Here is a 24,115-nt window from a genome sequence, read left to right as displayed (position 1 = left end):
AAATTGAAAACAATATGAGAATCGCAATATATGGAAGAGAGTTTCAACCCTCTGTTATACCACATGTGAAACACTTATTTGAATATCTTGTCGATAAAAATATTGAGATCTGGGTATATAATCCATTTCATGAATTTCTGCAATCACAATTTGAATGCGCCTTTAACTTCTCAACATACAATACCTATCAAGAAATAAAAGATCATATTGACATCATGTTGAGTCTAGGCGGAGATGGAACCATGTTATCTGCTGTTTCCCTGATTAAAGATTCCGGAATTCCAATTGCAGGAATAAACTTTGGACGCCTCGGCTTTTTAGCGTCCATCAATAAAAATGATTTTGAGGATGCCATCGAGGATATACTGAACCAGCGTTTTACCATACAGAAGCGCGTGCTGCTCTCTGTAGAATCTGAACAGCTTAACTTGTTTGAAGGCAATCATTATGCCCTTAATGATATCACCGTATTTCGTTACGACAGCTCGGCCATGATTACGGTCAATGCACGCATCAATGGCGAACTACTGAATTCATACTGGGCAGATGGACTAATTATCGCTACACCTACCGGATCCACAGCCTATTCATTGAGTTGCGGCGGACCTATTATTATGCCGGAAAGTGGCAATTTTGTCATTACCCCCATCTCTCCGCACAATCTCAATGTGAGACCCATTGTCATCTCGAATCAGTTTACCCTTGAATTGGAAATAGAGAGTCGAAGCAATCAATACATCTTAAGCTGTGATTCCAAAAACGAGTCTATTGATACATCTGTAAAATTAACCATTAAACAGGCTCCATTTACTATTAATCTGATTAGACTCCCCCATGAAAGCTTTTTCAGTACGCTGCGGGAAAAATTACTTTGGGGCATCGATGTCAGAAATTATTAGGCTATCAATTCACTTCGCACAAGCTCGCTTTGTATGAAGAGAAACACACAAAACAATCTTTCTACATATTGTCCTTCTAAATTTCCAATTAAAAATCGATATTTGGAAGAAATAAAGAAAGACGGAATAAGAACATCCGGAATAGAAATCCAAGTGCGATAATTAATCAATGAAAAGTACGTTAAACAAACAATAATCATTGGTAGCAATACAGGAAACCAAAAGTAGGTTTTAAAACGCCAAAATAGCATTGATGCCTAAGGTGTTCATTTTATTGAAAACAGCAAAAATGAGTTTTTTAGATCAGATAGATAGTATTAAATTGCCACAGCATATAGCCATCATCATGGATGGCAACGGCCGTTGGGCAAAACAGAAAGGGAAACTTCGCGTATTTGGGCATCAAAATGGTGTAAAAGCAGTACGAGAAGCATTAGAAGGATGTGTAAAAGCAAATATTAAATTTCTGACACTTTATGCATTTTCTGCAGAAAACTGGAATAGGCCTAAGCTCGAGGTAATGGCACTCATGGAGCTATTGGTTACTTCCCTTAAAAAAGAAATCAAAACTTTTCAGGAGAATGGCGTCCGTTTGAATGTCATTGGTGATATCACCAAACTACCTTCCAATGCACAAAAGAAGCTACAGGAAACCATAGAAGCAACGAAAGAAAATACACACTGTACATTGACATTAGCGTTGAGTTACAGTTCCCGACAAGAAATTGTAGATGCCGCCCGGAATCTAGCCCAACAAGTAAAAGACGGAAAACTCCATGCGGAAGAAATCAACGATGAGTTATTCGCTGCAAACCTCTATACACAAAACCTCCCCGATCCTGACCTGTTGATACGTACCAGCGGAGAATTGAGAATAAGCAACTTCCTACTTTGGCAAATTGCCTATTCAGAATTATGCTTCCTTGATAAGATGTGGCCTGAGTTTACGAAAGAAGATTTATTTAAATCCATCGTCGATTACCAGCAACGCGAAAGAAGGTTTGGAAAAACAAGTGAACAGTTATAAAGATTTTATTAAATTTGACCACTGATTTGAATAAAAGCAAGCTGGTTAAATTTTCTTAATTAACAAAAATTAACAAACGATTGGTGTACTTTAGCGCCAATAATTATAGATAAATGAAGCGTATACTACCCGTAATACTATTTTTTGGCCTCTCATCAATGCAGCTTGTCTACGGACAAGACAAAGGTGCGTTCAATTTAAATGACCCAGAAAAAATCAGCTATCTCAATCCTAAAAACTATGTAATTAGCGCTATTGATATAACTGGAACACAATTTTTGGATAAAAATGTATTAATTACAATATCTAAATTGTCAGTAGGTCAATATTTGGAAGTTCCAAGTGAGGCAACTGCAAAAGTAGTAAAGGATATGATGGCTCAAGGCCTTTTTGATGATGTCGAATTATGGGCAGATAAAATTGAAGGTGAAAATATATTTTTGACCATCCGTGTAGTAGAACGTCCTCGTTTAACGCGTATTGATATTAATGGCCTAAGTAAAAGTCAGACCGAAGAAGTTCGCAAACGTTTAAATAGCAACACCGGTAAAATTGTCAACGAAAACTTGATGAACACCACACGTGCTACGATTCAACGGTTCTTAAAAGAAAAGGCTTTTTTATATCCGGAGATCACCCTAAAAACAGTGAAAGATTCGGCACAGGCTAATAATGAAATACTTATTGCCGATGTGGATAAAAAACATAAGGTAAGAGTCAAAAAAATGACGTTTACAGGGAATGAACATTTTTCTCAACAAGAATTGAGAAAAATGGCCAAGCCCATCAAGCAAAAAATGTGGTATCGCATTTTCGGTCCTGGAAAGTTCAAGGAAGAAAAATACAAAGAAGGTAAAGAAAACCTAATCAAGAAAATGGCCGCCAAAGGCTATCGTGATGCCACGATCTTGAAAGATACGGTTATTCGCGATGGTGAAAAAAATGTGCTGGTTAATTTTGACATCTATGAAGGTCCTAAATATTATGTAGGTAATATTGTTTGGACAGGTAATGCCAAATATTCGGATACCCTACTGAATAAAATTTTAGGGGTTAAACGTGGTGATGTCTTTTCGGAAGAAAAGTTAAACGCCAAATTGTTAGGTGGTGGTCGAAATGCAGATGACATCTCTTCAATCTATATGAACGATGGTTATCTTACGTTTTCGGTAGACCCTGAGCAAACACGTATTTACAACGATACCATCGATTTAAATTTACGTGTATATGAAGGTGCTCAATATACCATCAATAACGTTATTGTTAAAGGTAATGATGTAACCAACGACCGTGTTGTATTGCGTTCTATTTATACAAAACCAGGTCAAAAATTCTCAAAAGAACAAATTATGCGCAGTGTGCGTGAGATTGCGCAGCTAGGAAATTTTGATGAGCAAAAAACAAACCCAGTACCGACAAATTTAAATTATGCGGATGGTACAGTAGACATTGTTTATAATGTTACTGAAAAACCTTCGGATCAGGTCGAGCTTTCGGGTGGTTATGGTGCAGGTCAGATCATCGGTACCTTAGGTTTAACATTCAACAACTTCTCTACCAGCAATTTCTTTGACAAAAGTTCCTGGAAACCGCTACCACGTGGAGATGGACAGAAGTTGAGTGTGCGTGGTCAAACTTCAGGTAAGCGTTATCAATCGTATAGCTTCTCCTTCTCCGAGCCTTGGCTGGGTGGTAAAAAACCAATTTATTTCGGTTTGAGTGCCTATACTTCGAGTTCATCGTATGGTGGATTTAACTACTATACAGGCGAGCAAATTGTTAAGGATTCCGAGTTGAACCGTATTTGGATGACGGGTATTACCGCAACTTTAGGTAAACGCTTACAATGGCCAGATAACTGGTTCCAGGCGAATACATCCTTGTCATTCCAACGTTATAAGCTTCAGAACTATGGAAATTACTTCCTATTTGATAATGGTACGGCCTATAACATCAACTTGACGCAAGAGTTTAGCCGTAATTCGATCGATGCGCCGATCTACCCTACTTCAGGTTCAAACATCAAGTTCTCGGTGCAATTGACGCCTCCATATTCATTGTTCAACAACATTGATTATAAAAATGGTTCACCGCAAGAACGCTACCGTTGGACAGAGTATCACAAATGGAAATTTGACTCACAATGGTATGCAAAAATCGTTGGTAAACTTGTTTTCAAAGCTCAAGCTCAATTTGGTTTCTTGGGTAAATACTCCAACAAAACTGAAATATCGACTTTCGAGCGTTTCAAAGTCGGTGGGGATGGTATGCAAGGGTTTGATTACCTACAAGGATCTGAGATTGTTGCATTACGTGGTTATGCAAATGGTGTAATCATTCCTGAAGGAACACAAAATGTGAATGTGGCACGAAATTCAGGTAGTCCGATCTATACGAAATATCAAATGGAATTGCGTCACCCGGTTATGTTAAATGATCAGGCAACAGTTTACGTATTAGCTTTTGCTGAAGCGGCCAATACCTGGAACAAGTTCACTGAATACAATCCATTTAAAGTACGTCGTTCTGCAGGTGTTGGTGCCCGTATCTTCTTACCAATTTTTGGTATGCTAGGAATAGATTACGGTCATGCATTTGACCCAATCCCGGGTTTACCAAGCAGTACATGGAAACAAAACTTTACGTTTAGTATTATGCAAAATATGGGTGGATTCTAACCGCTCTTGACCCCAGTCCATGGGTATAAATTCATAAAAAAGCTATCGCATACAATTGCAGATAGCTTTTTTTATTTTAAAACAATTTAGGCTTTCATAGGCTATCCGATTTTATATATCCTATCAGATAAAATCTACAGCAAAATCTTCTAAATTTTCTTATATTGAGTGCGGTTATGATCACCGAAAAAAAGAAGCCATAAACAGCACTCAGGCAGCTAGCATTGGAGCATTCTTCAACAAGTTAAATAGTGTTAAACCCGAGAAATATCTGTTAGATTGCTTCTTTTTTCTTATTTTTGAGCCGTAAATTTACGTAGAGCGGTTTTCTCGAATTAAACTTTTGGGATTATCTGAAGTCATAAGGTAAATTAGTGTTAAATAATAAAAAGTATAGTCTATAAAAACTTACAGGAAATATGAAAAAAATATTGTTAGTTATAGCTTTTGTAGTCGTGAGTGCTACAGCGACATTTGCCCAACAACTTGCATATGCTGATTCAGAATATATCCTAAAACATATTCCTGAATATACGACTGCACAGAAACAGCTGGATGATCTATCGAAGCAATGGCAGGAAGAAGTGGATCAGAAATATGCTGAGATTGAGAAACTATATCAGGCTTATCAAAAGGATCAGGTTTTATTAAATGAAGATATGCGCCGTCGTCGTGAGGATGAAATTGTGACAAGAGAAAAAGAAGTAAAAGACTATCAAAAACAAAAGTTTGGATTTGAAGGCGACCTCTTTAAAAGACGTACTCAACTGATGAAGCCTATTCAAGATCGTGTAGCAAAAGCTATCCAAGACGTTGCTTCTGCGCAGGGAATTGATTTTATTATGGACAAGGGCAATGAGTCGACTTTTCTCTATGCCAATCCAAAATTGAATAAAAGTAATGATGTCATTACAAAATTAGGATATAAACCCAATCCGAGTCTTGCAAACTAAGCGGGAGTTTATTATCATTGTGAACACAAATAACAATAGTAGTAATTAATTAGAAAACTAAAAGATTGCCATAAAGATGGCTCATTAGATTAAAATGAAAAGCATGAAAAATTTATTAAAAGGTGCGGTTGCTTTAGTGGCAGTATTTTTCTCAACTCAATTCGCAAATGCGCAACAAAAGATTGGTCATATCAATTTTGCTGAAATTATTCAGTCCACTTCGGAATTTAAAGCAGCCGAAGGTCAATTGAAAACATTAAGCGACGGCAAAACCAAAGAAATTCAAGATATGGTGGCTATTTATCAAACAAAACAAAAAGATGCGAACGATAAATTGCGTAACAGAAGTGAAGCAAACAAAGAAACTGTTGATCCAGAAATCAACAAAATAGGTCAAGAACTACAAGATATCCAAGCGCGTATCCAAACAGCACAACAAGCTGCTCAAGAAGACTTGAACAAGAAAGAAGAAGAGCTAATTGCACCTATTCATAGAAAAGTTGGTGATGCTGTAAGCGCTGTTTCAAAAGAAAAGGGAATGGCATATGTATTTGATATTTCAAGCACAAATATTCCTTATTTCCAAGGTGGAGAGGATTTAACTGCTGCTGTTAAAACAAAATTAGGTATTTCAGCTACAGCTGCTCCTGCTGCTCCAACAAGAAAATAAGCCAGCAATACAAGGCAATAAAAAAGGGATTATCTTTAGAGATAATCCCTTTTTTATTGCCTATCTATTTTCCGTAAGGCCAGTGTATCGCAATCAGCGTACACTGCTAACAGCAGCAAATATCCACCCAACCTATTGCCAAAAAATAAGATAAACTAAAATGCTTATCGGATCAGTCAAATTATAGTGCAAATAAAAATCTGCTGCTTGATTTTCTTGCATTTACCAGCTAAATTGTAGATATTGGTTCGGAAAACAAACATATCTACCCTAATGAAAACTTCATGGGCTCAAATTTGTTCATTAACTGACGAATATGAGGTACTCAGGAAAGCTTCGTCGTTAAAATGATTTTATTCGCATGAAAAAGAAAGTAATTGAGGATAATCCTAAAAAAGAAAGAAAGGTAACTTCCGGTCCTATTCGTGACAAGGAGCGCACCAAAGCTCGCATGATCGCAGCTGTCGGAAAGGTCATTCAGAAGAAAGGATACCATGCATTGAATGGGCCTAATATTGCTTTGGAATGTGGACTGAACAAAGCATTGATATGGAACTATTTTGGCGGTCTGGATCAACTGGTGGAAGCTTACCTGACACAAAAAGATTTTTGGCAGATCGGAGACAAGGGAGTCTTAGAGCAAATGGTCACAAACCCAAGCACCATCAGCGTTTCCTTGATAGAAGAATTGCTTAAATCTCAATTCGACACCTTTTTGAAGGATAAAACGAAGCAAAAAGTCATTCACTGGGGCCTGGGCGAAAAGACAAAAGCGCTTAAAAATATCGCCGACAGAAGGGAAATGTTTGGCGAGGAACTATTTAAACATGTCGATTCAAAATTCGAAAACTCCGAAAACGACCTGAGAGCAACATTGGCGATCTTAGTCAGTTCAATCTACTATCTAAGCCTTCAGGCAAAATCTACGGGCAGTACATTTTGCGGTATCGATATCAATACCGAAGCAGGAAAAGAACGGATTCAGAAAACCATTCGTAAAATATTAGAACAGACATTCTCCGATGTTCAGCTATAGAATATTCCATTATAATTAGATAAAACGTCCAAGAAGAAAGAATTCCTTCTTGGACGTTTTCATTACAGCCTATATTTCCCCCGTAAAAATTTCCAATAAATTATCGCCTTAGGGCATTATTTCTGATTTATTTTTACTATGTTAGCATAACAAAATAATATAGTATATTTGTTTATAACCAAGATCCAAGCATATGATAGGTCAACTAATATTTGCGGTTTGTTTCGCTGTAGCATTATTCCTTTTTAGCAAAAATGCACAACAGATTTATCGTAATATCAAGCTGGGTAGACCGGCAGATCGTTCGGACAGATCACCAGAGCGTTGGAAGATGATGCTCCTCGTCGCCTTTGGACAAAAGAAAATGTTTAAGCGCATTTTCCCCGCTGTATTGCATTTATTTGTGTACCTCGGATTTGTCATCATCAATATTGAGATGTTGGAGATTGTCATAGACGGGCTTTTTGGTACACATCGTATCTTTTCATTTCTAGGGAGTTTTTATAATTTTCTGATTGGTGCATTTGAATGGCTCGCCCTCGCTGTACTGCTCTCCTGTGTCATCTTTTTAATTCGGAGAAATATCGCTAAAGTAGCTCGCTTAAATAGCGCGGAATTAAAACATTGGCCCAAGACGGATGCAAATATTATTTTAATCACAGAGATTCTTTTAATGTCGGCTTTCCTGCTGATGAACGCTTCTGATCTTAAATTGCAACTCTATGGCTTTGCACATTTTAAATCGGTAGGTTCCTTTCCGGTAAGCCACTATCTTCTTCCATACCTTCCAACTTCGACGGAAGCTTTATTTTTAATAGAGCGGTCTTGTTGGTGGTTTCATATCCTAGGTGTACTTGCGTTCTTGAACTACCTCCCCTACTCTAAGCATCTTCATATTATTTTAGCTTTTCCGAACACCTATTTTTCTAATCTGAATGCGAAAGGCAAACTATCCAACATGCCTGCCGTAACCAACGAGGTAAAAGCCATGCTTGACCCAAGTTTCACTCCACCACCAGCAGATGCAAATGCACGTTTTGGAGCCAAAGATGTTCAGGATTTAACCTGGAAGAGCTTACTGGATGCCTATACCTGTACGGAATGTGGACGTTGTACATCTTCTTGCCCCGCAAATATAACGGGAAAGCTGCTGTCCCCACGAAAAATCATGATGGATACAAGGGACCGACTGACGGAAGTCGGTACAAATATCAAAACAAATGGGAGCTTTCAGGATGACGGAAAATCGCTGATCGATACTTATATCAGTCGAGAAGAGTTATGGGCCTGTACAAGCTGTAATGCATGTGTAGAACAATGTCCAGTCAATATTAATCCACTGGATATTATTATTGAACTACGTCGCTTTGCCGTTATGGAAGAATCACAAGCTCCTGCAAGTATTAACAATATGTTTGGAAATATTGAGAACAATGGTGCGCCATGGAAATATGCGCAATTAGACCGTGCCAATTGGACTCAACAACAATAGTTTTATGATGGAAAATGAATTAAAAGTCCCCACAGTTGCAGAACTGTTGGCTAAAGGAGAAACTCCAGATATACTATTTTGGGTAGGCTGTGCTGGGAGTTTTGACGAACGTGCACAGAAAATTACGCGCGATATCTGCAGAATATTACAACATGTCGGTTTAAAATATGCCATCCTAGGTACAGAAGAAAGCTGTACGGGGGATCCTGCCAAAAGAAGTGGAAACGAATTTCTCTTTCAAATGCAGGCCATGATGAACATCGAAGTACTCAATGGCTATGAAATCAAAAAAATAGTAACTGCTTGCCCGCACTGTTTCAATACTTTAAAAAATGAGTATCCATCTCTTGGTGGCAACTATGAGGTCATTCATCATACACAATTGATCCAAAACCTGATTGATGAAGGAAAATTAAAACCAGCGGATAATAATGTATTTAAAGGAAAGAAGATAACCTATCATGATCCCTGTTATCTTGGTCGTGCCAATGAGGTATATGAGGCGCCGAGAAAAGTATTGGAAAGCTTGGATGCCCAGTTGATCGAACTGAAACGTTGTAAGAGCAATGGACTTTGCTGCGGTGCAGGGGGCGGACAAATGTTTAAAGAACCAGAGCCTGGAGTAAAAGACATTAACATCGAACGTATCGAAGAAGTCATCGATGCACAGCCTCAAGTTGTAGCAGCAGCATGTCCTTTCTGTATGACCATGCTAAAAGATGGCGTAAAGATAAAAGAAAAAGAATCAGAGATAGAAGTGCTGGATATTGCCGAAATCACTGCCCGAGCAAATCAATTGTAAATTATATTAATCACGAAATAAAAGAGGCCCGATCATACGATCGGGCCTTTTGTGTAGGGAGAAGAATATCTCCTGTCCACGCATAAATTAGGGGAATCCCAAAGCCGGTTAAAATATAAGGGATTCCCCCGAATCGAAGATCAGCGCTGTTTTTATGCTGATCAACCGACTCTAACATCTAGCCATAACAAAGGTATCGCCTCTAGTTCAATTCATTGTTGTTCATTTCTTTAAAAATGTTGTTCATTTCTTAAATAATAAAAAAAATGAGAGAACACTACGCGATGATATAGCCGCCACCGAAATAGCTATCCGCAGAGATAGCACTTTCGGTGAGGTTGAGTACCACTTGATCACTAAAATTCTTACTGTTCACCACTTGAATACGATGTGGTATATTTAACAATGAAGCTTCTAGTCGGAATGCTTCCGACAGCTGTTTCGGATTATATGAGGTATAATCCTTCGAACTAATTTCGACTTAGTCAATTCTGAACGATATTATTATATCGCTAAATCTCATCCTTCTCAATCCATTTGGGAACCAGTGGCGCTTCATACTGTTGCATCTTCTCGATCAGCTCCTCAATCGTATCAGCCACCAATAACATCGCTCGATTTTCCTGCTTAAGAAGGCCCTCTTCGACCATGTGATCAATAAATTGAATGAGATGATTGTAAAATCCATTGATGTTTAACAAACCAACTGGCTTTTTATGTAAACCCAATTGAGCCCATGTAATCATTTCAAAAAGTTCTTCCAAGGTACCAAAACCACCCGGCAGCGCAATAACTCCTTCGGCATAATCACTCATAATCCGTTTACGATCGTGCATGGTATCTACAGTAATCAGTTTTGTTACCCCCCTATGCTCTCTTTCTTTCGAATTTAAAAAATCAGGAATGACACCTATTACCTCACCTCCCTGTGCAAGAGCTCCATTCGCAACAGCTCCCATTAGGCCAACCCTTCCACCACCATAAACCAAACGAATACCGTATTCAGCCAAAACCTTTCCCACATAGGAGGCTTGCTCTTCATACACGGCCGAATTCCCTAAACTGGAAGCACAAAAAATAACAATACTATTAACTTTCTTCATATACAAGTATAGTTAAAAATAAACGGATCAGCTCTTTTTAATAAAAAAACAAACTCACTATCAATAATATACAAAAAAATACACGCATTATTTTCGCACATAAATATAAATGTAAAAAAAACACTTAAAATAAATAACACATTTAATATCTTTGATTTACCGGTCTTTTTATACATAACGGCTAACCAGACAAGCTCATCAGATCTTGTTAATAACAAATGATAATTTCAGTCCATATGATCTTCAAAAACAAATTTTTGCACAGTGCTCTCTTAAGCTTATTTAGTCTGGCGCTATCTGCCCAAACAACTTCTCAATTGAATTATTTCGATTTAAGAGAAGTAAGGTTGTTACCTGGGATTTTTAAACATGCTGAAGATCTTGACATCAATTATTTATTGGAAATGGACCCGGACAGATTGCTGGCTCCCTTTTTACGCGAAGCCAATTTACCGCTAAAAAAAGACTCCTATACCAATTGGGAAAATACAGGATTAGATGGCCATATCGGAGGGCATTATCTATCTGCTCTCGCACATATGCATGCCGCTACAGGAGACCTTCGTATTAAGGAACGCCTAGATTATATGCTCAGCAACTTGAAACGTTGTCAGGAAGCAAATGGAAACGGCTACATAGGCGGAGTACCTGGGGGTAAAATTATTTGGACAGAGATTCAGCAAGGTAGAATCAACGCCGGTAGCTTTAACCTGAATGGAAAATGGGTGCCGCTATATAATATACACAAAACCTATGCTGGCCTGCGAGACGCCTACTTGTTGACAGGCAATGAATCTGCAAAAGACATGCTGATTCAAATGACTGATTGGGCGCTTAAGTTGGTCGCTCAACTTTCAGATGCTCAAATACAGGAAATGTTACGAAGTGAACATGGCGGACTGAACGAAACTTTTGCTGATGTTGCTGCAATTACCCAAGATCAGACTTATCTCGAGTTGGCTCGTAAATTCAGTCATCAATCCATACTTGAGCCTTTATTAGCGCATGAAGATCATTTAACAGGATTGCATGCAAATACACAAATTCCAAAAGTTCTCGGTTTTAAACGCATCGCTGACCTTTCTCACAACGAAAAATGGGCGGAGGCTGTTCGCTACTTTTGGGACAATGTCGTTGAGCAGCGCTCGATTGCTATTGGAGGAAATAGTGTAAGTGAACATTTTAACCCAACGGAAGATTTTTCAAAAATGCTCTATAGCATTGAGGGACCAGAAACTTGCAATACCTACAATATGTTACGGCTCACAAAAATGCTCTATCAGACCGATCCGCAAGGGAAATACCTCGATTTTTATGAACGTGCTCTTTACAACCATATCTTATCGACACAACACCCCGAACATGGTGGATTAGTCTATTTCACGCAAATTCGTCCGGGGCATTATCGTGTTTATTCTCAAGCGCAGACAAGTATGTGGTGCTGCGTCGGATCAGGGATGGAAAATCACGCCAAATATGGTGAAATGATCTACGCATACCGCAACAATGACCTATTTGTCAATCTATTTATTCCTTCACGCCTGGACTGGAAGGAGAAAAATATGGAAGTTATTCAAGAAACGAACTTCCCGACAGAAGCCAAAACAAGCATACGAATGAACCCTAAAAAACCGACGTCATTCAGCTTGTTTATTCGTAAACCCAGCTGGCTCATCACAGCTCCCCATGTGTTGATCAATGGAAAGCCTTACCGCAATTTCAGTTCCACAAATGAGCATATCCAGATCAAACGTACATGGCGAAAGGGCGATATCGTCAGCCTTCAATTACCCATGGGGATACATACTGAGCAGTTGCCTGATAAAAGCAATTATTATAGTATTTTATATGGACCTCTTGTTTTGGGAGCCCGAACTGGACAGGAAGATCTTTTGGGACTTCGAGCCGACGACAGCCGAATGGGGCACATTGCTTCTGGAAAACAAATCCCTTTACGTGATCTCCCGATTCTTCAAGCAGAACCGAACAATATTCCGGAACTTGTAAAACCAATAGCGTCAAAGCCCTTACACTTTACACTCTCAAATCTCTATTTGGGAAAAAAAGATATTCAAATGGAACTAGAACCCTTTTTCGGTATTCATGATTCCCGTTATATGATCTATTGGCCTCAAGCAACGCAGAAAGAATTACTGGCATTACAGGACAAAATGCGCCGCGATGAAGTGGAAAGCTTAGCGCTAGCGGCCAAAACGGTCGATAAAGTAGTCGCTGGGGAGCAACAACCAGAATCAGATCACTTTTTTCGCGAGCAAAATAGCAATGCTGGGGCATTCGGTGATACACGCTGGCGCGATACAAAAGGCTGGTTCAGTTATGTGATGAAAATAACGCCAGAGACCCAACTGGTCGCGATCAAATTGCTGGCAGACAACTCATCCAGGGTAACTGAGGTAATGATCGATGGTAAAACCATCAGTATATTGGAAGACAAGGATGAGAGATCCACCATGAAAACAATACATATACAGCTTCCCATGGAGAGTGCAGGTAAAACCAAAATAGAACTGAAAATTAAGGCCGGGGCAGGATTTACAAGTCACAAGATCCTAGAAATAAGAACTCTTCGTCCTGACTAATGGATCTGGGAGATAGCTTCCATTAGTCAGGCGCGATTCACTTAGCCTAGATAATTCAGTTCATCAAAAGTGATTCAGTTCGTCAGAAGAACGCTTAATTTATTTTCCGATTAAAACAACGGCGCCTTCAGGTTGCAACGTCAATTTGATGGACTTTGTTTTAGAAAGTCGAATCTGCTTCTGTTTTGACTCCCGGGCAATGTTATCGTCGATTAGCTGTACCGCATCTGTACTCAACATGGGCAAATTCACCGATACAGTTTTTTCTTTGCCCTCGGCATTTATCCCCGCTATATACCATGTATCATTCTTTCTCCGGGCAAGTATGACATATTTACCTGGATAACCATCAATAAAAACAGTCTCATCCCAGGTAGTTGGTACCTGCTTCATAAAATTAATCACATGGGTTGGCATTTCCTGTAAATTATTGGGTGTCAATCCAAAATTTTGTACCGGAGTCTGAAATAAAATCGCCGTTGCCAATTGAAATGTTTCTGTCGTTTTGCGGATAGTACCGCCGCTATTCTCGCGGTTATGACGTTTGTTCAGCAAAACCGGACCAAAATCCATTGCCGCCACGGCATTCCGAATAAAGGGATGTAAAGTCGCATTAAAAGCCTCCGTATCATTTGCATGTTGTGTGAAAATCAAATTTTCAGAGGCTAACACGGCTTCACTGCCCACGAAATTCGGATACATGCGCTCCCAACCACGCGGTAAAGTACATCCATGAAATATAACGGTTAATCCATAATCATTTGCATCCGAAAGAATATCTTCGTAAAGCTTCAGTGTTTCTTGTTTATCGCCTCCAAAAAAGTCGACTTTGATTCCTTTAATGCCCACATGCTGCATCCATTGCATCTCGGCTTTACGTGCAATCGAAGTATTCATTTTATTTTTTGGCGTCTGAGGTGCGTCGTTCCAGAATCCGTTCGAATTGTACCACAGACAAATACCTACGCCCCGCTCCTTCCCATAAGCCACCAATTGTTCAATTTTCTCGTGGCCGATCTTTGTATCCCACCAATTGTCGATCAATACAAATTCATACCCCATTGAAGCCGAAAGGTCAATGAACTTCTTTTGGTCTTCAAAATTAATACTGCCGTCCTGCCATTCCAGCCAGCTCCATGTCGCCCGTCCGAATTCGTATTTCTTCGATGCTGGATACTGCGGTTCAACAACATCAAACGGAATGGTCGTTTCCACAATGGGTTTTAGGCTGCTTCCGACAGTCAGTGTGCGCCAAGGTGTATAACCGGGTAATGAAATTGTGGGAGCAGCTCGTCCAATGCCATTGTTCTCCCCTTCCTCCGGAAAAGAAATGCTATAAAGGCCATCCTTCGTGCCTTCGCTTAACTTGGATGCGCAATATGCACTTGAAACTCCCGTTTCCGAAACAAGTACCCATCCACGATCTCCAACATGAAAGAGCGCAGGAAAAGTATAGCCAACACCATACTTCGAAGGTACGCCTAGCGCCTGATCTGCCTGATACTCCTCTTCGTAACTTGGTTTTGTTTTCATCCAGCCTATCATCGGGGAAGCTTGGGCTGTTAAAAATGTTGTTGTAACGAGTGGAAATTTAAAGCCGCTATTCTCCTTTATCAATGCAAAGTTGGCCGGCTCGCCCACCTGAGGCACATAATATCGGAACGCTATATTGTTGTTGCTAACACGGAAAGTAACCTCGATCTGCTGCTTTGAAGTATTCTCCAACACATAACGCAATTCATTCGCTTTATACTGTACCTGACTGCGTTTGATTTTTGGCTCGTTATAATTGGTCAAAATTTCACCTCTTTTTTCTGCTATTGGACGCAAATTATCGCTTAAATTTATCGTCTTGCTTTGAAGCCCAAGCGGTGAAGCTTCCAACATTGTCTTTCCTTCCAGTTCAACCTGATAAAATAGATGACCGTTTTTCAGATCCAATTTAACGGTCAAAGTTCCGTCCGGACTCGATACCGATGTCTGCTGTGCTGTGGCAATTGTCCCCAACAAAGATAGCATACATACCAAAGCATAACGTTTTACTGGTAAACGTTTAAAATAGCGCGTATAATTGTGATTTAACATAGATTAACTCAAATAGTCGGTTAGTTATTCTGTTAAAGATAAGGTTTTATTTTAATAAATGTACAAAAAACACTTATTACAGAATACGTATTTTATCAGGTTGCAATCGACTGCGTCAAATAGGAATCGTCGTCTAATCTGGGAAGGCGCAAACGCAGCTTTTCTTGTCCTATGAGAAGATATACCAAACAAAAATCCCTTATAATTGTAAAGAAATAGTGACATTTATTTTACGATCTTAAAAAGTATTAAACTATGAATCTAATTATGAACATGATAGCACTTGCCAGCATAGCAACTGCTACCTTGGCTCCATCATCTGCCAAATCAGGGTCATTGCTCGAGCAAAAGGACCAAAACATTACGCTGATAGAAAAAAAACAGGCTTTAAAACACGATTATGTTGGAACCGACTCGCTATTGCAATATTTTAACCAAACAACTGCGGAGCTTGAAAAGCAGGTTGCGGGTTTAAGCGAAGCGCAGCTCCAATTTAAGCCAGCGCCCGACAAATGGTCGATCAGTCAATGCCTTGAGCATATTATTCGTTCAGAACGAATGATATTTGACATGGCAAAAAAGGGCCTGGATCAAGATCCACAACCTGAAAGGAGAAAAGAGATCAAGATGACCGACGACAATCTAAAAAATGCACTCACAGACAGAAGTCACAAATATCAGGCACCCAAGGAACTCCAACCAGAGGGAATTTATAAAAATGTGAACACCGCTTTGACTGATTTCAATGCCGCCCGCCAACCCGTGCTTGATTACATCAAAAAAGCTGATGCGGAAGATCTCAGAAATCATGTCAGCGATTCCCCAACTGGTCCAATTGATGGTTATCAAGCCCTGATGTTTATTGCTGCGCATTCTGCACGTCATACCAAACAGATCGCTGAAATAAAAGCCGATCCCAATTTTCCAAAACAATAGAAAGATGAAGAAATTAACTTATCAAATTAAGATCCATGCGCCTGTGCCGCGGGTTTTTAAAACAATGCTTGACAAAGAAACCTATAAACAATGGACCAGTGCATTCAATCCAAGTTCAGATTTCGAAGGCATCTGGGACAAGGGGCAAAAAATTCATTTTACCGGCGTCGATGAAAATGGTGAAAAAGGCGGAATGGTAGCAGAAATCGCCGAATACATTCCAAATTCATATGTGTCTATTCGGCATCTTGGTATCCTAGACAATGGCCAAGAAATTTTATCCGGACCAGCTGTCGAAGATTGGGCTGGAGCATTAGAAAATTATTCTTTTTCGGACATCGAAGGACAAACATTATTGAAAGTAGATGTTGATACAAACGACGAATACATCGATTACTTTAATGAGGCTTGGCCAAATGCTTTGCAACGGCTAAAGGATATTAGCGAAAAGGAATAGGTGAAATACCCTGCATATTGAAGAGCTTTGCGAAATCAATTCGCAAGTCAGAAGCTTGTTGGCAAAAGTAAAAACGGCACCTAGATCTGGATGCCGTTTTTTTATCTTGCCGATGCCTTTTTTCGTTCGTTTACTTTTGTTTTTTGACCCGAATGTCAAATATATTGTAATACCGTAGCGTGCTATAGTCCTTCAGGCTCATAAAGTCATAGGTAAGTGGATAATTAAAGATATTTTCCGTCTGACTCACATAAAGGAGCATATCGCGGAGTGCTATTCCAATAGCCTTGGCTCCTTTCGGATACTGAATAAAACTGTTCTTGCCGCCGCCCCGATAGTAGATCAGCAGATTGCTGCAATCGAGGACTTTGGTATCTACATCATCCAGTGTTTTATTTTCCAGTATTTTGTCTATTGCCGTATTGAGGCCTGCCCGTGTTGAATCAGTTTCACCCATCAGAATCATATGGGTACCATAAGTCACCGAAGCAAGCACATAGGGAGAGTAACCTGCTTGGGTCAATACAGCTACCTCCGATTCCGGATAAGCATCAAAATACTCTGTGTGGTCAATATAAATTGTAAGCTTATTGACTTTGCCTATACGAAGCGTGCTGTTTTGCTTACTGATCGTCGTTGAGTCGGCATGTTTTACAAGGGATAATGCCTTTTTTACATCCTTCGAATTACCGAGAAATCCCTGTATTTCGGCGTAATCTCCAAAACTGCTCGAAGTAAAGTTCATACTACTTGCCTGTTTCGACTTTTCAAACTTATTGGCATAAGCAAGACCATTTTTATAGCTGGGCTCAAAGAATCCCATATCTACGGAGAAGTCATTGTAAGACAAGAAATGGAATTTTACTTTTTTCGCTTTTGCTTCCAGGCTTTCTAGCCGTGGGCCTTCAAGGGTGTCTTTGAGACTCCAAAGTCCGCCCAGGAAAACTTTTTCATCAATATTATCATCAGAGAAAAGCTCGCTCATCTGAAATTGTACTTTCCGAATTTCGTACTTATCAGGCGGAACAGTGGGCTCATTCTTGGTGGTATCTGAAGGTGCCACCTCTGGGGGCTCTACGTTTGGCTCGATGGGATCTTTTGTGCAACTTAGCCATATTAGTGCGCTAAGAAGAAGTAAAAAATTTCTAGTGTGCATATTGAAGTTCTTCAGTTCCAAATTCGGTTATCATTAAAAAAGGTTAGCTACACTTTTTTATCTGATAAATTAAATATAATAATCTAAGATAATGTTTTTTTACATCAGTCCAACACGTACCATCCCGTTATAGCATATTTTTACAATTCAAATCAACGCTTCAACCTCGTTAAACGAAAAACAAGGTAATAACTTACGCGATAAGACTACCAGTAGTTGATCACAAATCATCAAAGCATACCCTTCCTAGCGTATTATAAGCGAAAAAGCGGGTTAAAAACTGAATTTTCTGCACAGCAAAAAGACTTAACAGTCTAACCATTTAGGGCGAAAAAAAAGCGGGGTTTTCACCCCGCTTAAATTAATCGTTTGTAACAGCGCGAAAACGCCGAAACCTATCTGCCGGTTGAAACCAACAGGGATCGACTGCATTAAACACCCCAAAATGCCCTACATGCTTTAAAGAAAGATCCACAACCACCATTTGTATAGGTGTCTGAAGTATGTGTACCGACCAGTTGCGCCGTGTCATAATCATAAAAACTCAACACAAAAATACAGTGTGTCAATTTTCCTTCGCTTTCTTTGACCTCTTCGGTGACTTTCACGAGTGTATTCGTGTTAGGAAGACGGTAAGTCGTTGTCTTAGCATTGACATTTTCTTTCGGTGCCTTTTCCGTTGTCTTTGCAGAAGCGGCTGTAGATAGCAGTGCAACAGCCATCAAACTCATCATTAATTTTTTCATTGTTTCTATCTTTTTATTAAACCATAACATGCTTTTGAAGCAAGTCTTTATTTTATGGAAGTAAAAATAAAAACACCATTAATTAATTTTACGGTTATTTATTATCTGTTGCAGTTCGTTCAATATTCGTGGTTTTTAGTCTATTATTCGCAATACAGCTAGGCTTATGGTATAGGTGAATGAAACTATTTAAATCTATGAGCTCTAAAATAGGTTCGTGCTAAACAATGAGTCAGCATACCATGGAGCAAGCATACAATCAAAAAGGTCGGGCTGGGGCATTATTGCTCATAAGACTAATCAGAGTAAAGTTCAAGGAATGATCAGCGAGGAATCTAGTACCGCCAAGGTATCCTGTCCTGACTACATCAACTATACTTCAACAATACTGGAACTATACTGGAAGTGGTAATCCAGCATCTATATATACCGTTATTTTACGTTTGTTCTTGACCTATTTTCCTAGGCAGCGGCTGCGTAAACCGTCCTATAGCTGTGCTATATTTATGAAATTTTTTCAGACGAGTTTAAGTTCTCAAAAATAGAAAAGTTAATGAACGTCTACATTGCTTGTTCTCGTATTTCCCATCAAAATATCAAACTGTGCTCAATTGACCTCCAATGATCTGATTCACAATATTTTTTTGCATAAAAAAAGGAGACTACTATTGACTAGTGTCTCCTTAAGTGCCGGTCAGCATACTTTTTTCACATGATTTTGAGCAAGATTTGAAGAATTTGTTGGAGGCATTAAGCTGAAGATTTCTTTATTATTTGCTTCCTTATTTAATGTAAAACTTAGTATATTTTAAACCTTAATACTCGTAATTCCAATGGATATTCCGTAGGGGAATCGAACCCTACCTGCATCAATCTATTTATCAGTAATTTACAAACCTTTCATTCACCTGCTCACCGAATAACTCACTGGTTTGATATACGTTTTAGCTGCAAGTGCTATAAGTTAAATTTATATAAAATATTTGTTAATTCCCAAATTGGTATTTAGAACAATAAACCGTAAATATAGTTAATTAAAAAGGTTGGTTTGATGGAACTTCAAAATTTTAACATGTAAAATACTCATACCATGGGCATCTTCTAGTTTATATAGATTTGGCTTCATACTTTATCGTTTCTGAGATTTATTGTTAATAATTGTGTTCTATAAATTTCACTAGCTGCATTACAGAGAAGTCTATCTTCATTATGTATTCATCCTCTCCGGCATAATCCCTTAATAATCTATCAGAGAATCCCCAACCTCCATTTTCTTTTGCTTTTTTTAATACTTGGCTTAAAGGATAAAAAGTATATCTATATTTACCTTTGTTTGATTTTGATGACGGTAAACATTCTTTTGTATCACAAATAATCCAATATCCTTTATCCTGTCCGAACTTAACAGCAGAGTAAACAGAATTTGTGAAACTAGCAATATATTCTGCTTTAGATTTCCGTGAGATACTTCTAATCAATATTGGTTTTGTTTTAGGAAGAAAATTTTTCAGTACAATTTCCCATACATCATAATAAGCTTTGAATTTTTCAGAACGATCAGTTAAGATCCAGTTTCCAATAAATATTCTAGTGTCATATGTAGGTGGGATTCCTTTATCAATAATGTCTATTAAATTTTGAGCTATTTCCTCCTTTTTTGACTTACTCAATCGGTAATAATCTTTCATACTTTTTTCTATCGTTTTTTGAGAGCATTCAGGGCAAAAGTTGGTTAAAACTCAATCAGTCTAGCCCCGGTTTAGATAATTTGTTAATATCATATTCTGTTTTCGATACATCTGTCACATTATACTCAATCTTGTAACCATAAGTACCTTGACTATCAAATAACCTTTTAAACATAAGACCAGATTGCCGAGTAAATTTATTGCCGTCTTTTTTAACAAAATATGTTATACCATTTCCATCTTGCTCACCGAAATTAATGCTTTGAGATTCAACACTTTTAAGTATGTTAAAAAAAGATCTTATATGTTTATCAATGTTTCGGTATTCTTTTTCAGCGATATGTTTATATTTTGGATCAATATAAAAAATGTCTAACTTTTTATCATAAAGCGTTCCTTTATAAAAAATTAAAGTAATTTGATCAAAATTTACACCTTCATATTTAATAGCTTCTCTAATACCATCTAAAAAGACATCAGATTTATAAGTTTTTTTTACTGAGAAATCTACTAAATCAGATTCCATGAACGATGTTACATCATATTTACTTGAATTTAAAGGGATTTTATAAAAGCTCTCAACAACACGGGTATTTTGTCCGTAAACAGATGTTTTAAATAATAAAAGAAGGACGGTAATAATAGTAAATTGCAAGTATTTCATGAAAATGATTGTAATTTTTTTACTCATAAAATCGTTTTTTGAGATTAGTGATTTTTTTAAAAATTAAATATTTGCTAAACTTTTTGGTAAACTCGGGATTAACATTTTTTTTGGAATCGTGATGATAATATTTAAAAATAATTGACCTCATCAATATCCTGCCAAAGTCTTTTTAGTTCAAGCAATATTTCACTAGCTGTTATAAGTTCTTTATCCAAATCCCGAGTCGTATAACGCTTACTATCATATCTTGAGTATTGTATTCTATTTGAACTGCTTTTAGTTAATTGCCATCTATGATCTGAGCAATAAATACAAGTTTCATTGTTTTCAATTGTCACATCAAGCCAAACACCATGTATAAAACTGTTTCTTAATCTTTGTAACGGTTTTAGTTTTGAAACAATTTCCGAAATTCTTTCCTCTTCATAATGTCGAAAAGATGAAAGCTTTTTTATTAGCTCCAAATTGACGTGAAGTGAATTTTCTTTGATTAGAAAATGATTAATCAATTCATCATCGGAATTTATAAGTTTCTCAATAATATGAGTAATTAGACTTTCAATTTCTGAAAATCGAACGCTAAGTAGGCCAATTCTTGTATAAAAAGGTGTATTAATTTCGCTTAGCTCTTGTAATTCGTATTTAAATGGACTCATTGCTGTTAAGAAGATAATTAACTAATTTTTCACATTGTTTATTGAAATTTATGTTACTTTTTTAATATCCAAGGTCGGTTCTTTAATTCATCTTTGTTCCAAGGATTAGGTTTACCAGCATTTTTTTTAGAGCCTTCCTCTTACTATTAAAAAGATTAGGATAGATCGCTTGCTGTTCTTCTGAGAGGCAATATTCGCTATTTATTGATATTAGATAATTAAGATTCGAGCCGAGTTTGCGATATACCGTATTTTTTACAATAGTCAATAGCTTTCATTTTAAACCGTTTTTTGATATTTATTAACTTCCATATTTTTAATTTCATCATTAGTATGCTTGTCGAGAATTTTAGCATAGCGGTAAAAGGTTGCTCGAGACAATCCGAGTGGTTCGTAAATTTCCTCCGGAGTTTTACTCAGATCTTTATAAAGAGGGCGCATAATTAATAACTTCCTTATTGTTTCCTTTGTAAAGCCTTTCGGTCTTCCTCCGGTTCTGCCCCTCGCTCTAGCAGATTGTAAGCCTGCATTTGTCCGATCTCTTGTCAACTCCCTTTCATATTCTGCAAACGAAGCCATTATATTTAAAAACAATCGACCATTACTTGTGCTGGTATCTACACCATCGGTCAAACCTTTGACAATTATCCCTTTGTCATTTAAACCTAAAACTAAATCAATAATATTCTTTAGGCTTCGGCCTAATCTATCCAATCGCCATACATACAACTCATCATCATTCCGTAGATGCTCAAGCATCTTGTCAAGTTCTGGTCGACTCTTGGTCGATCCCGAAATTTTCTCTTTATATATTTTATCGCAACCTGCCTTTTCCAAAGCTTCAATTTGCAAATTCAAATTTTGATCTCTGGTCGAAACTCTTGCATACCCAATTTTCATATTTAGTTACATTAAACTCATGTCATATAAATTTATGAAACAGTGTTTATTGATACAAGTTTTTGAGACAATATATTTTAAAATTAATCATGCTAATTTAGGATATCGAATAATCTTAATAAACCAGCGTTTAACAGAACCAGATTACCAATCATTAAATAGGTGGGGAAAAAATTTCTGGTTTAAATGAACTTGATTTGATAATTTATGTTTTGTAACTTGTTAAGAAAAAATTATGGCAATTAAAGCAGTGGATGGGTTGGATTTCAAAGATCAGAAATCTATCCGGATCAGATTTCAAGAATACAATCCAAATGGGAATGGAAGACCGTACGAGGAAGACCTAACTGAAGAAGGATATCACGCAGATAGTATTGCTGATTTACCAATTCCAGGTGATTATTTAGGCTTAACTGTAGATAGGTTTATAGATGGCCATGGAGTAAATGCTCGGTTCGAGAAAAAAGGCATAATATTTAAAGTTCTTACCAGACTTTTCGATTTTCAGGTCTTTGATAATAAAGATATAATCCTATGTAATATCGTTGTTCAAGAAGAAACCGATCAAAATATTGTTGGCAGGTTAATTAAAGACTAGCAACATGTGTTAATTCTAATTGAATACTTTGAGCGCTGTAAAACAGCATATGAAAGTCAGCGTTTTTGCGAAATGTAACCCCATAATAGGACGATACAAAGGAGCAAGCAGAAGTTGGGCAAAGCCCTACTTCTCTCGCCCCATTTGCCAAAAATGGGATTGTGAGTATCCTCTGGGAATACTCTTAAGCTCAAAAATAAATCCTTAAGGAGATTTCGAACTGTAGAAAAAACGCCTTAATGACGCTATATACTCACTTTTTAGCCTAATATGAATAAAATACGAAAATTTTTGCATCAAAAAATCGAACTGCGCAGGTCGTTTTTAACACTCTGAATGACAACATTTTTGAGCATAAAAAAGGAGACTACTATTTAATAGTGTCTCCTTAAGTGCGGTCAGCATACTTTTTTCACATGATTTTGAGCAAGATTTGAAGAATTTGTTGGAGGCATTGAGCTAATTCTATTTTGATAAATTTATTTCATTACAAATCCTAATACTTATCCTGAATGGAGATATATTGTAAATATTGATGTTATCCCGATAAAACTCACTTTAGATTTAGAAGTGATATTCTACCCTCATGTTTCCTAATATCAAGTATTGCTTGATGATAATAATCAGGTGCAACATGATTCGAGAAGACCTTTAAATTACCAATATTTTCATTGTTGATTTCTACAATAATTGCGTCAAAATCTAATTTGTATACATTTTTTAAGGTCTTTAACTTTGATGACAATCCGTTTGTAAAATGAGTATTATACAAACTCGTCTTAAAATAATCAATTAATAAAGCTTCTGCTATTTCTGTTTGCTCATTAATTCCTGGTTGAAAATCATTGATCGCTTCAATGCATATTCCGATGATGTTGGTTCTTCCCCACTTTTGGTGGTAATACCATCATATTTGTCTTCAATTAGCGTTCATATTTTAATGAATGCATCAAAACTTGTTTTTTC

At 37.6% G+C, this 24,115-nt stretch carries 21 protein-coding genes; 12 read left to right on the top strand and 9 right to left on the bottom strand.

What is annotated here, in order from left to right:
- Positions 1-14: 14 nt before the first annotated feature.
- The 8 genes from BGP15_RS16975 to BGP15_RS16940 all read left to right on the top strand — a co-directional run bounded on the left by BGP15_RS16975 (position 15) and on the right by BGP15_RS16940 (position 9,557).
- Complete coding sequence (locus tag BGP15_RS16975; protein ID WP_112374400.1) at positions 15-899, top strand: NAD kinase; 885 nt, start codon at positions 15-17, stop codon at positions 897-899.
- A gap of 289 nt (positions 900-1,188) precedes the next feature.
- Entirely contained in the window at positions 1,189-1,926 is a 738-nt protein-coding gene (gene uppS, locus BGP15_RS16970) for an undecaprenyl pyrophosphate synthase (RefSeq protein ID WP_046671941.1), read from the top strand.
- A gap of 113 nt (positions 1,927-2,039) precedes the next feature.
- A complete protein-coding gene (gene bamA, locus BGP15_RS16965) occupies positions 2,040-4,604 on the top strand; it encodes an outer membrane protein assembly factor BamA (protein ID WP_286754281.1) in 2,565 nt (854 codons plus the stop codon).
- Between the two features lie 419 nt (positions 4,605-5,023).
- Positions 5,024-5,557 carry an OmpH/Skp family outer membrane protein gene (locus BGP15_RS16960; RefSeq protein WP_046671928.1) on the top strand — a complete coding sequence of 178 codons (534 nt, stop codon included), beginning with the start codon at positions 5,024-5,026 and terminating at the stop codon, positions 5,555-5,557.
- A gap of 103 nt (positions 5,558-5,660) precedes the next feature.
- Positions 5,661-6,227, top strand: a complete 567-nt coding sequence (locus tag BGP15_RS16955; protein ID WP_286770218.1) for an OmpH/Skp family outer membrane protein — start codon at positions 5,661-5,663, stop codon at positions 6,225-6,227.
- A 361-nt stretch (positions 6,228-6,588) separates the two neighbouring features.
- Complete coding sequence (locus BGP15_RS16950) at positions 6,589-7,263, top strand: TetR/AcrR family transcriptional regulator (protein WP_286770217.1); 675 nt, start codon at positions 6,589-6,591, stop codon at positions 7,261-7,263.
- A 193-nt stretch (positions 7,264-7,456) separates the two neighbouring features.
- On the top strand, positions 7,457-8,755 hold the full coding sequence (locus BGP15_RS16945; protein WP_112374402.1) for a 4Fe-4S dicluster domain-containing protein: 1,299 nt from the start codon (positions 7,457-7,459) through the stop codon (positions 8,753-8,755).
- 7 nt (positions 8,756-8,762) lie between these two features.
- Entirely contained in the window at positions 8,763-9,557 is a 795-nt protein-coding gene (locus tag BGP15_RS16940) for a (Fe-S)-binding protein (protein ID WP_112374414.1), read from the top strand.
- 277 nt (positions 9,558-9,834) lie between these two features.
- Here the strand turns inward: BGP15_RS16940 and BGP15_RS16935 are convergent, their stop codons facing one another.
- Positions 9,835-9,963, bottom strand: a complete 129-nt coding sequence (locus BGP15_RS16935; RefSeq protein ID WP_286727312.1) for a hypothetical protein — start codon at positions 9,961-9,963, stop codon at positions 9,835-9,837.
- Positions 9,964-10,069: 106 nt separating this feature from the next.
- The gene (locus BGP15_RS16930) at positions 10,070-10,660 is read right to left on the bottom strand and encodes an LOG family protein (protein WP_070570493.1); all 591 of its coding nucleotides are present in this window, start codon (positions 10,658-10,660) and stop codon (positions 10,070-10,072) included.
- A gap of 236 nt (positions 10,661-10,896) precedes the next feature.
- On the opposite strand from BGP15_RS16930, the gene BGP15_RS16925 reads away from it, so the two are divergent.
- Positions 10,897-13,260, top strand: a complete 2,364-nt coding sequence (locus tag BGP15_RS16925; RefSeq protein ID WP_286770216.1) for a glycoside hydrolase family 127 protein — start codon at positions 10,897-10,899, stop codon at positions 13,258-13,260.
- Between the two features lie 99 nt (positions 13,261-13,359).
- On the opposite strand, the gene BGP15_RS16920 is transcribed toward BGP15_RS16925, so the two are convergent.
- Positions 13,360-15,345: a glycoside hydrolase family 97 protein gene (locus tag BGP15_RS16920; RefSeq protein ID WP_286770215.1), complete on the bottom strand. Its 1,986-nt coding sequence runs from the start codon at positions 15,343-15,345 to the stop codon at positions 13,360-13,362.
- A gap of 267 nt (positions 15,346-15,612) precedes the next feature.
- On the opposite strand from BGP15_RS16920, the gene BGP15_RS16915 reads away from it, so the two are divergent.
- Both BGP15_RS16915 and BGP15_RS16910 read left to right on the top strand, forming a co-directional pair.
- Positions 15,613-16,281: a DinB family protein gene (locus BGP15_RS16915; RefSeq protein ID WP_070570487.1), complete on the top strand. Its 669-nt coding sequence runs from the start codon at positions 15,613-15,615 to the stop codon at positions 16,279-16,281.
- A gap of 4 nt (positions 16,282-16,285) precedes the next feature.
- On the top strand, positions 16,286-16,738 hold the full coding sequence (locus BGP15_RS16910) for an SRPBCC family protein (RefSeq protein ID WP_070570483.1): 453 nt from the start codon (positions 16,286-16,288) through the stop codon (positions 16,736-16,738).
- A gap of 130 nt (positions 16,739-16,868) precedes the next feature.
- Here BGP15_RS16910 and BGP15_RS16905 read toward each other — a convergent pair whose 3' ends face one another.
- The 6 genes from BGP15_RS16905 to BGP15_RS16880 form a co-directional block, all read right to left on the bottom strand.
- A complete protein-coding gene (locus BGP15_RS16905) occupies positions 16,869-17,894 on the bottom strand; it encodes a hypothetical protein (RefSeq protein WP_070570481.1) in 1,026 nt (341 codons plus the stop codon).
- A 431-nt stretch (positions 17,895-18,325) separates the two neighbouring features.
- Positions 18,326-18,640, bottom strand: coding sequence for a hypothetical protein (locus BGP15_RS16900; protein ID WP_146753017.1), 315 nt, complete (start codon positions 18,638-18,640; stop codon positions 18,326-18,328).
- A gap of 1,151 nt (positions 18,641-19,791) precedes the next feature.
- Complete coding sequence (locus BGP15_RS16895) at positions 19,792-20,328, bottom strand: hypothetical protein (RefSeq protein WP_286768313.1); 537 nt, start codon at positions 20,326-20,328, stop codon at positions 19,792-19,794.
- Positions 20,329-20,383: 55 nt separating this feature from the next.
- Positions 20,384-21,019, bottom strand: a complete 636-nt coding sequence (locus BGP15_RS16890) for a hypothetical protein (RefSeq protein WP_286768314.1) — start codon at positions 21,017-21,019, stop codon at positions 20,384-20,386.
- Between the two features lie 104 nt (positions 21,020-21,123).
- Complete coding sequence (locus BGP15_RS16885; RefSeq protein WP_286768315.1) at positions 21,124-21,651, bottom strand: hypothetical protein; 528 nt, start codon at positions 21,649-21,651, stop codon at positions 21,124-21,126.
- Positions 21,652-21,930: 279 nt separating this feature from the next.
- Positions 21,931-22,551, bottom strand: a complete 621-nt coding sequence (locus tag BGP15_RS16880; protein ID WP_286768316.1) for a recombinase family protein — start codon at positions 22,549-22,551, stop codon at positions 21,931-21,933.
- 235 nt (positions 22,552-22,786) lie between these two features.
- Between BGP15_RS16880 and BGP15_RS16875 the strand changes: the two genes are divergently transcribed.
- Positions 22,787-23,149 (top strand): hypothetical protein, encoded by a 363-nt coding sequence (locus tag BGP15_RS16875; RefSeq protein WP_286768317.1) that lies wholly within the window; start codon positions 22,787-22,789, stop codon positions 23,147-23,149.
- The last annotated feature ends 966 nt before the right edge of the window (positions 23,150-24,115 follow it).

Origin of the sequence: Sphingobacterium sp. 40-24 (assembly GCF_001899705.1) — a bacterium.
GTDB classification, from domain to species: Bacteria; Bacteroidota; Bacteroidia; order Sphingobacteriales; family Sphingobacteriaceae; genus Sphingobacterium; species Sphingobacterium multivorum.
Note: the sequence above shows the minus strand (reverse complement) of the source record. Positions and strands in the feature narration are given on the sequence as shown.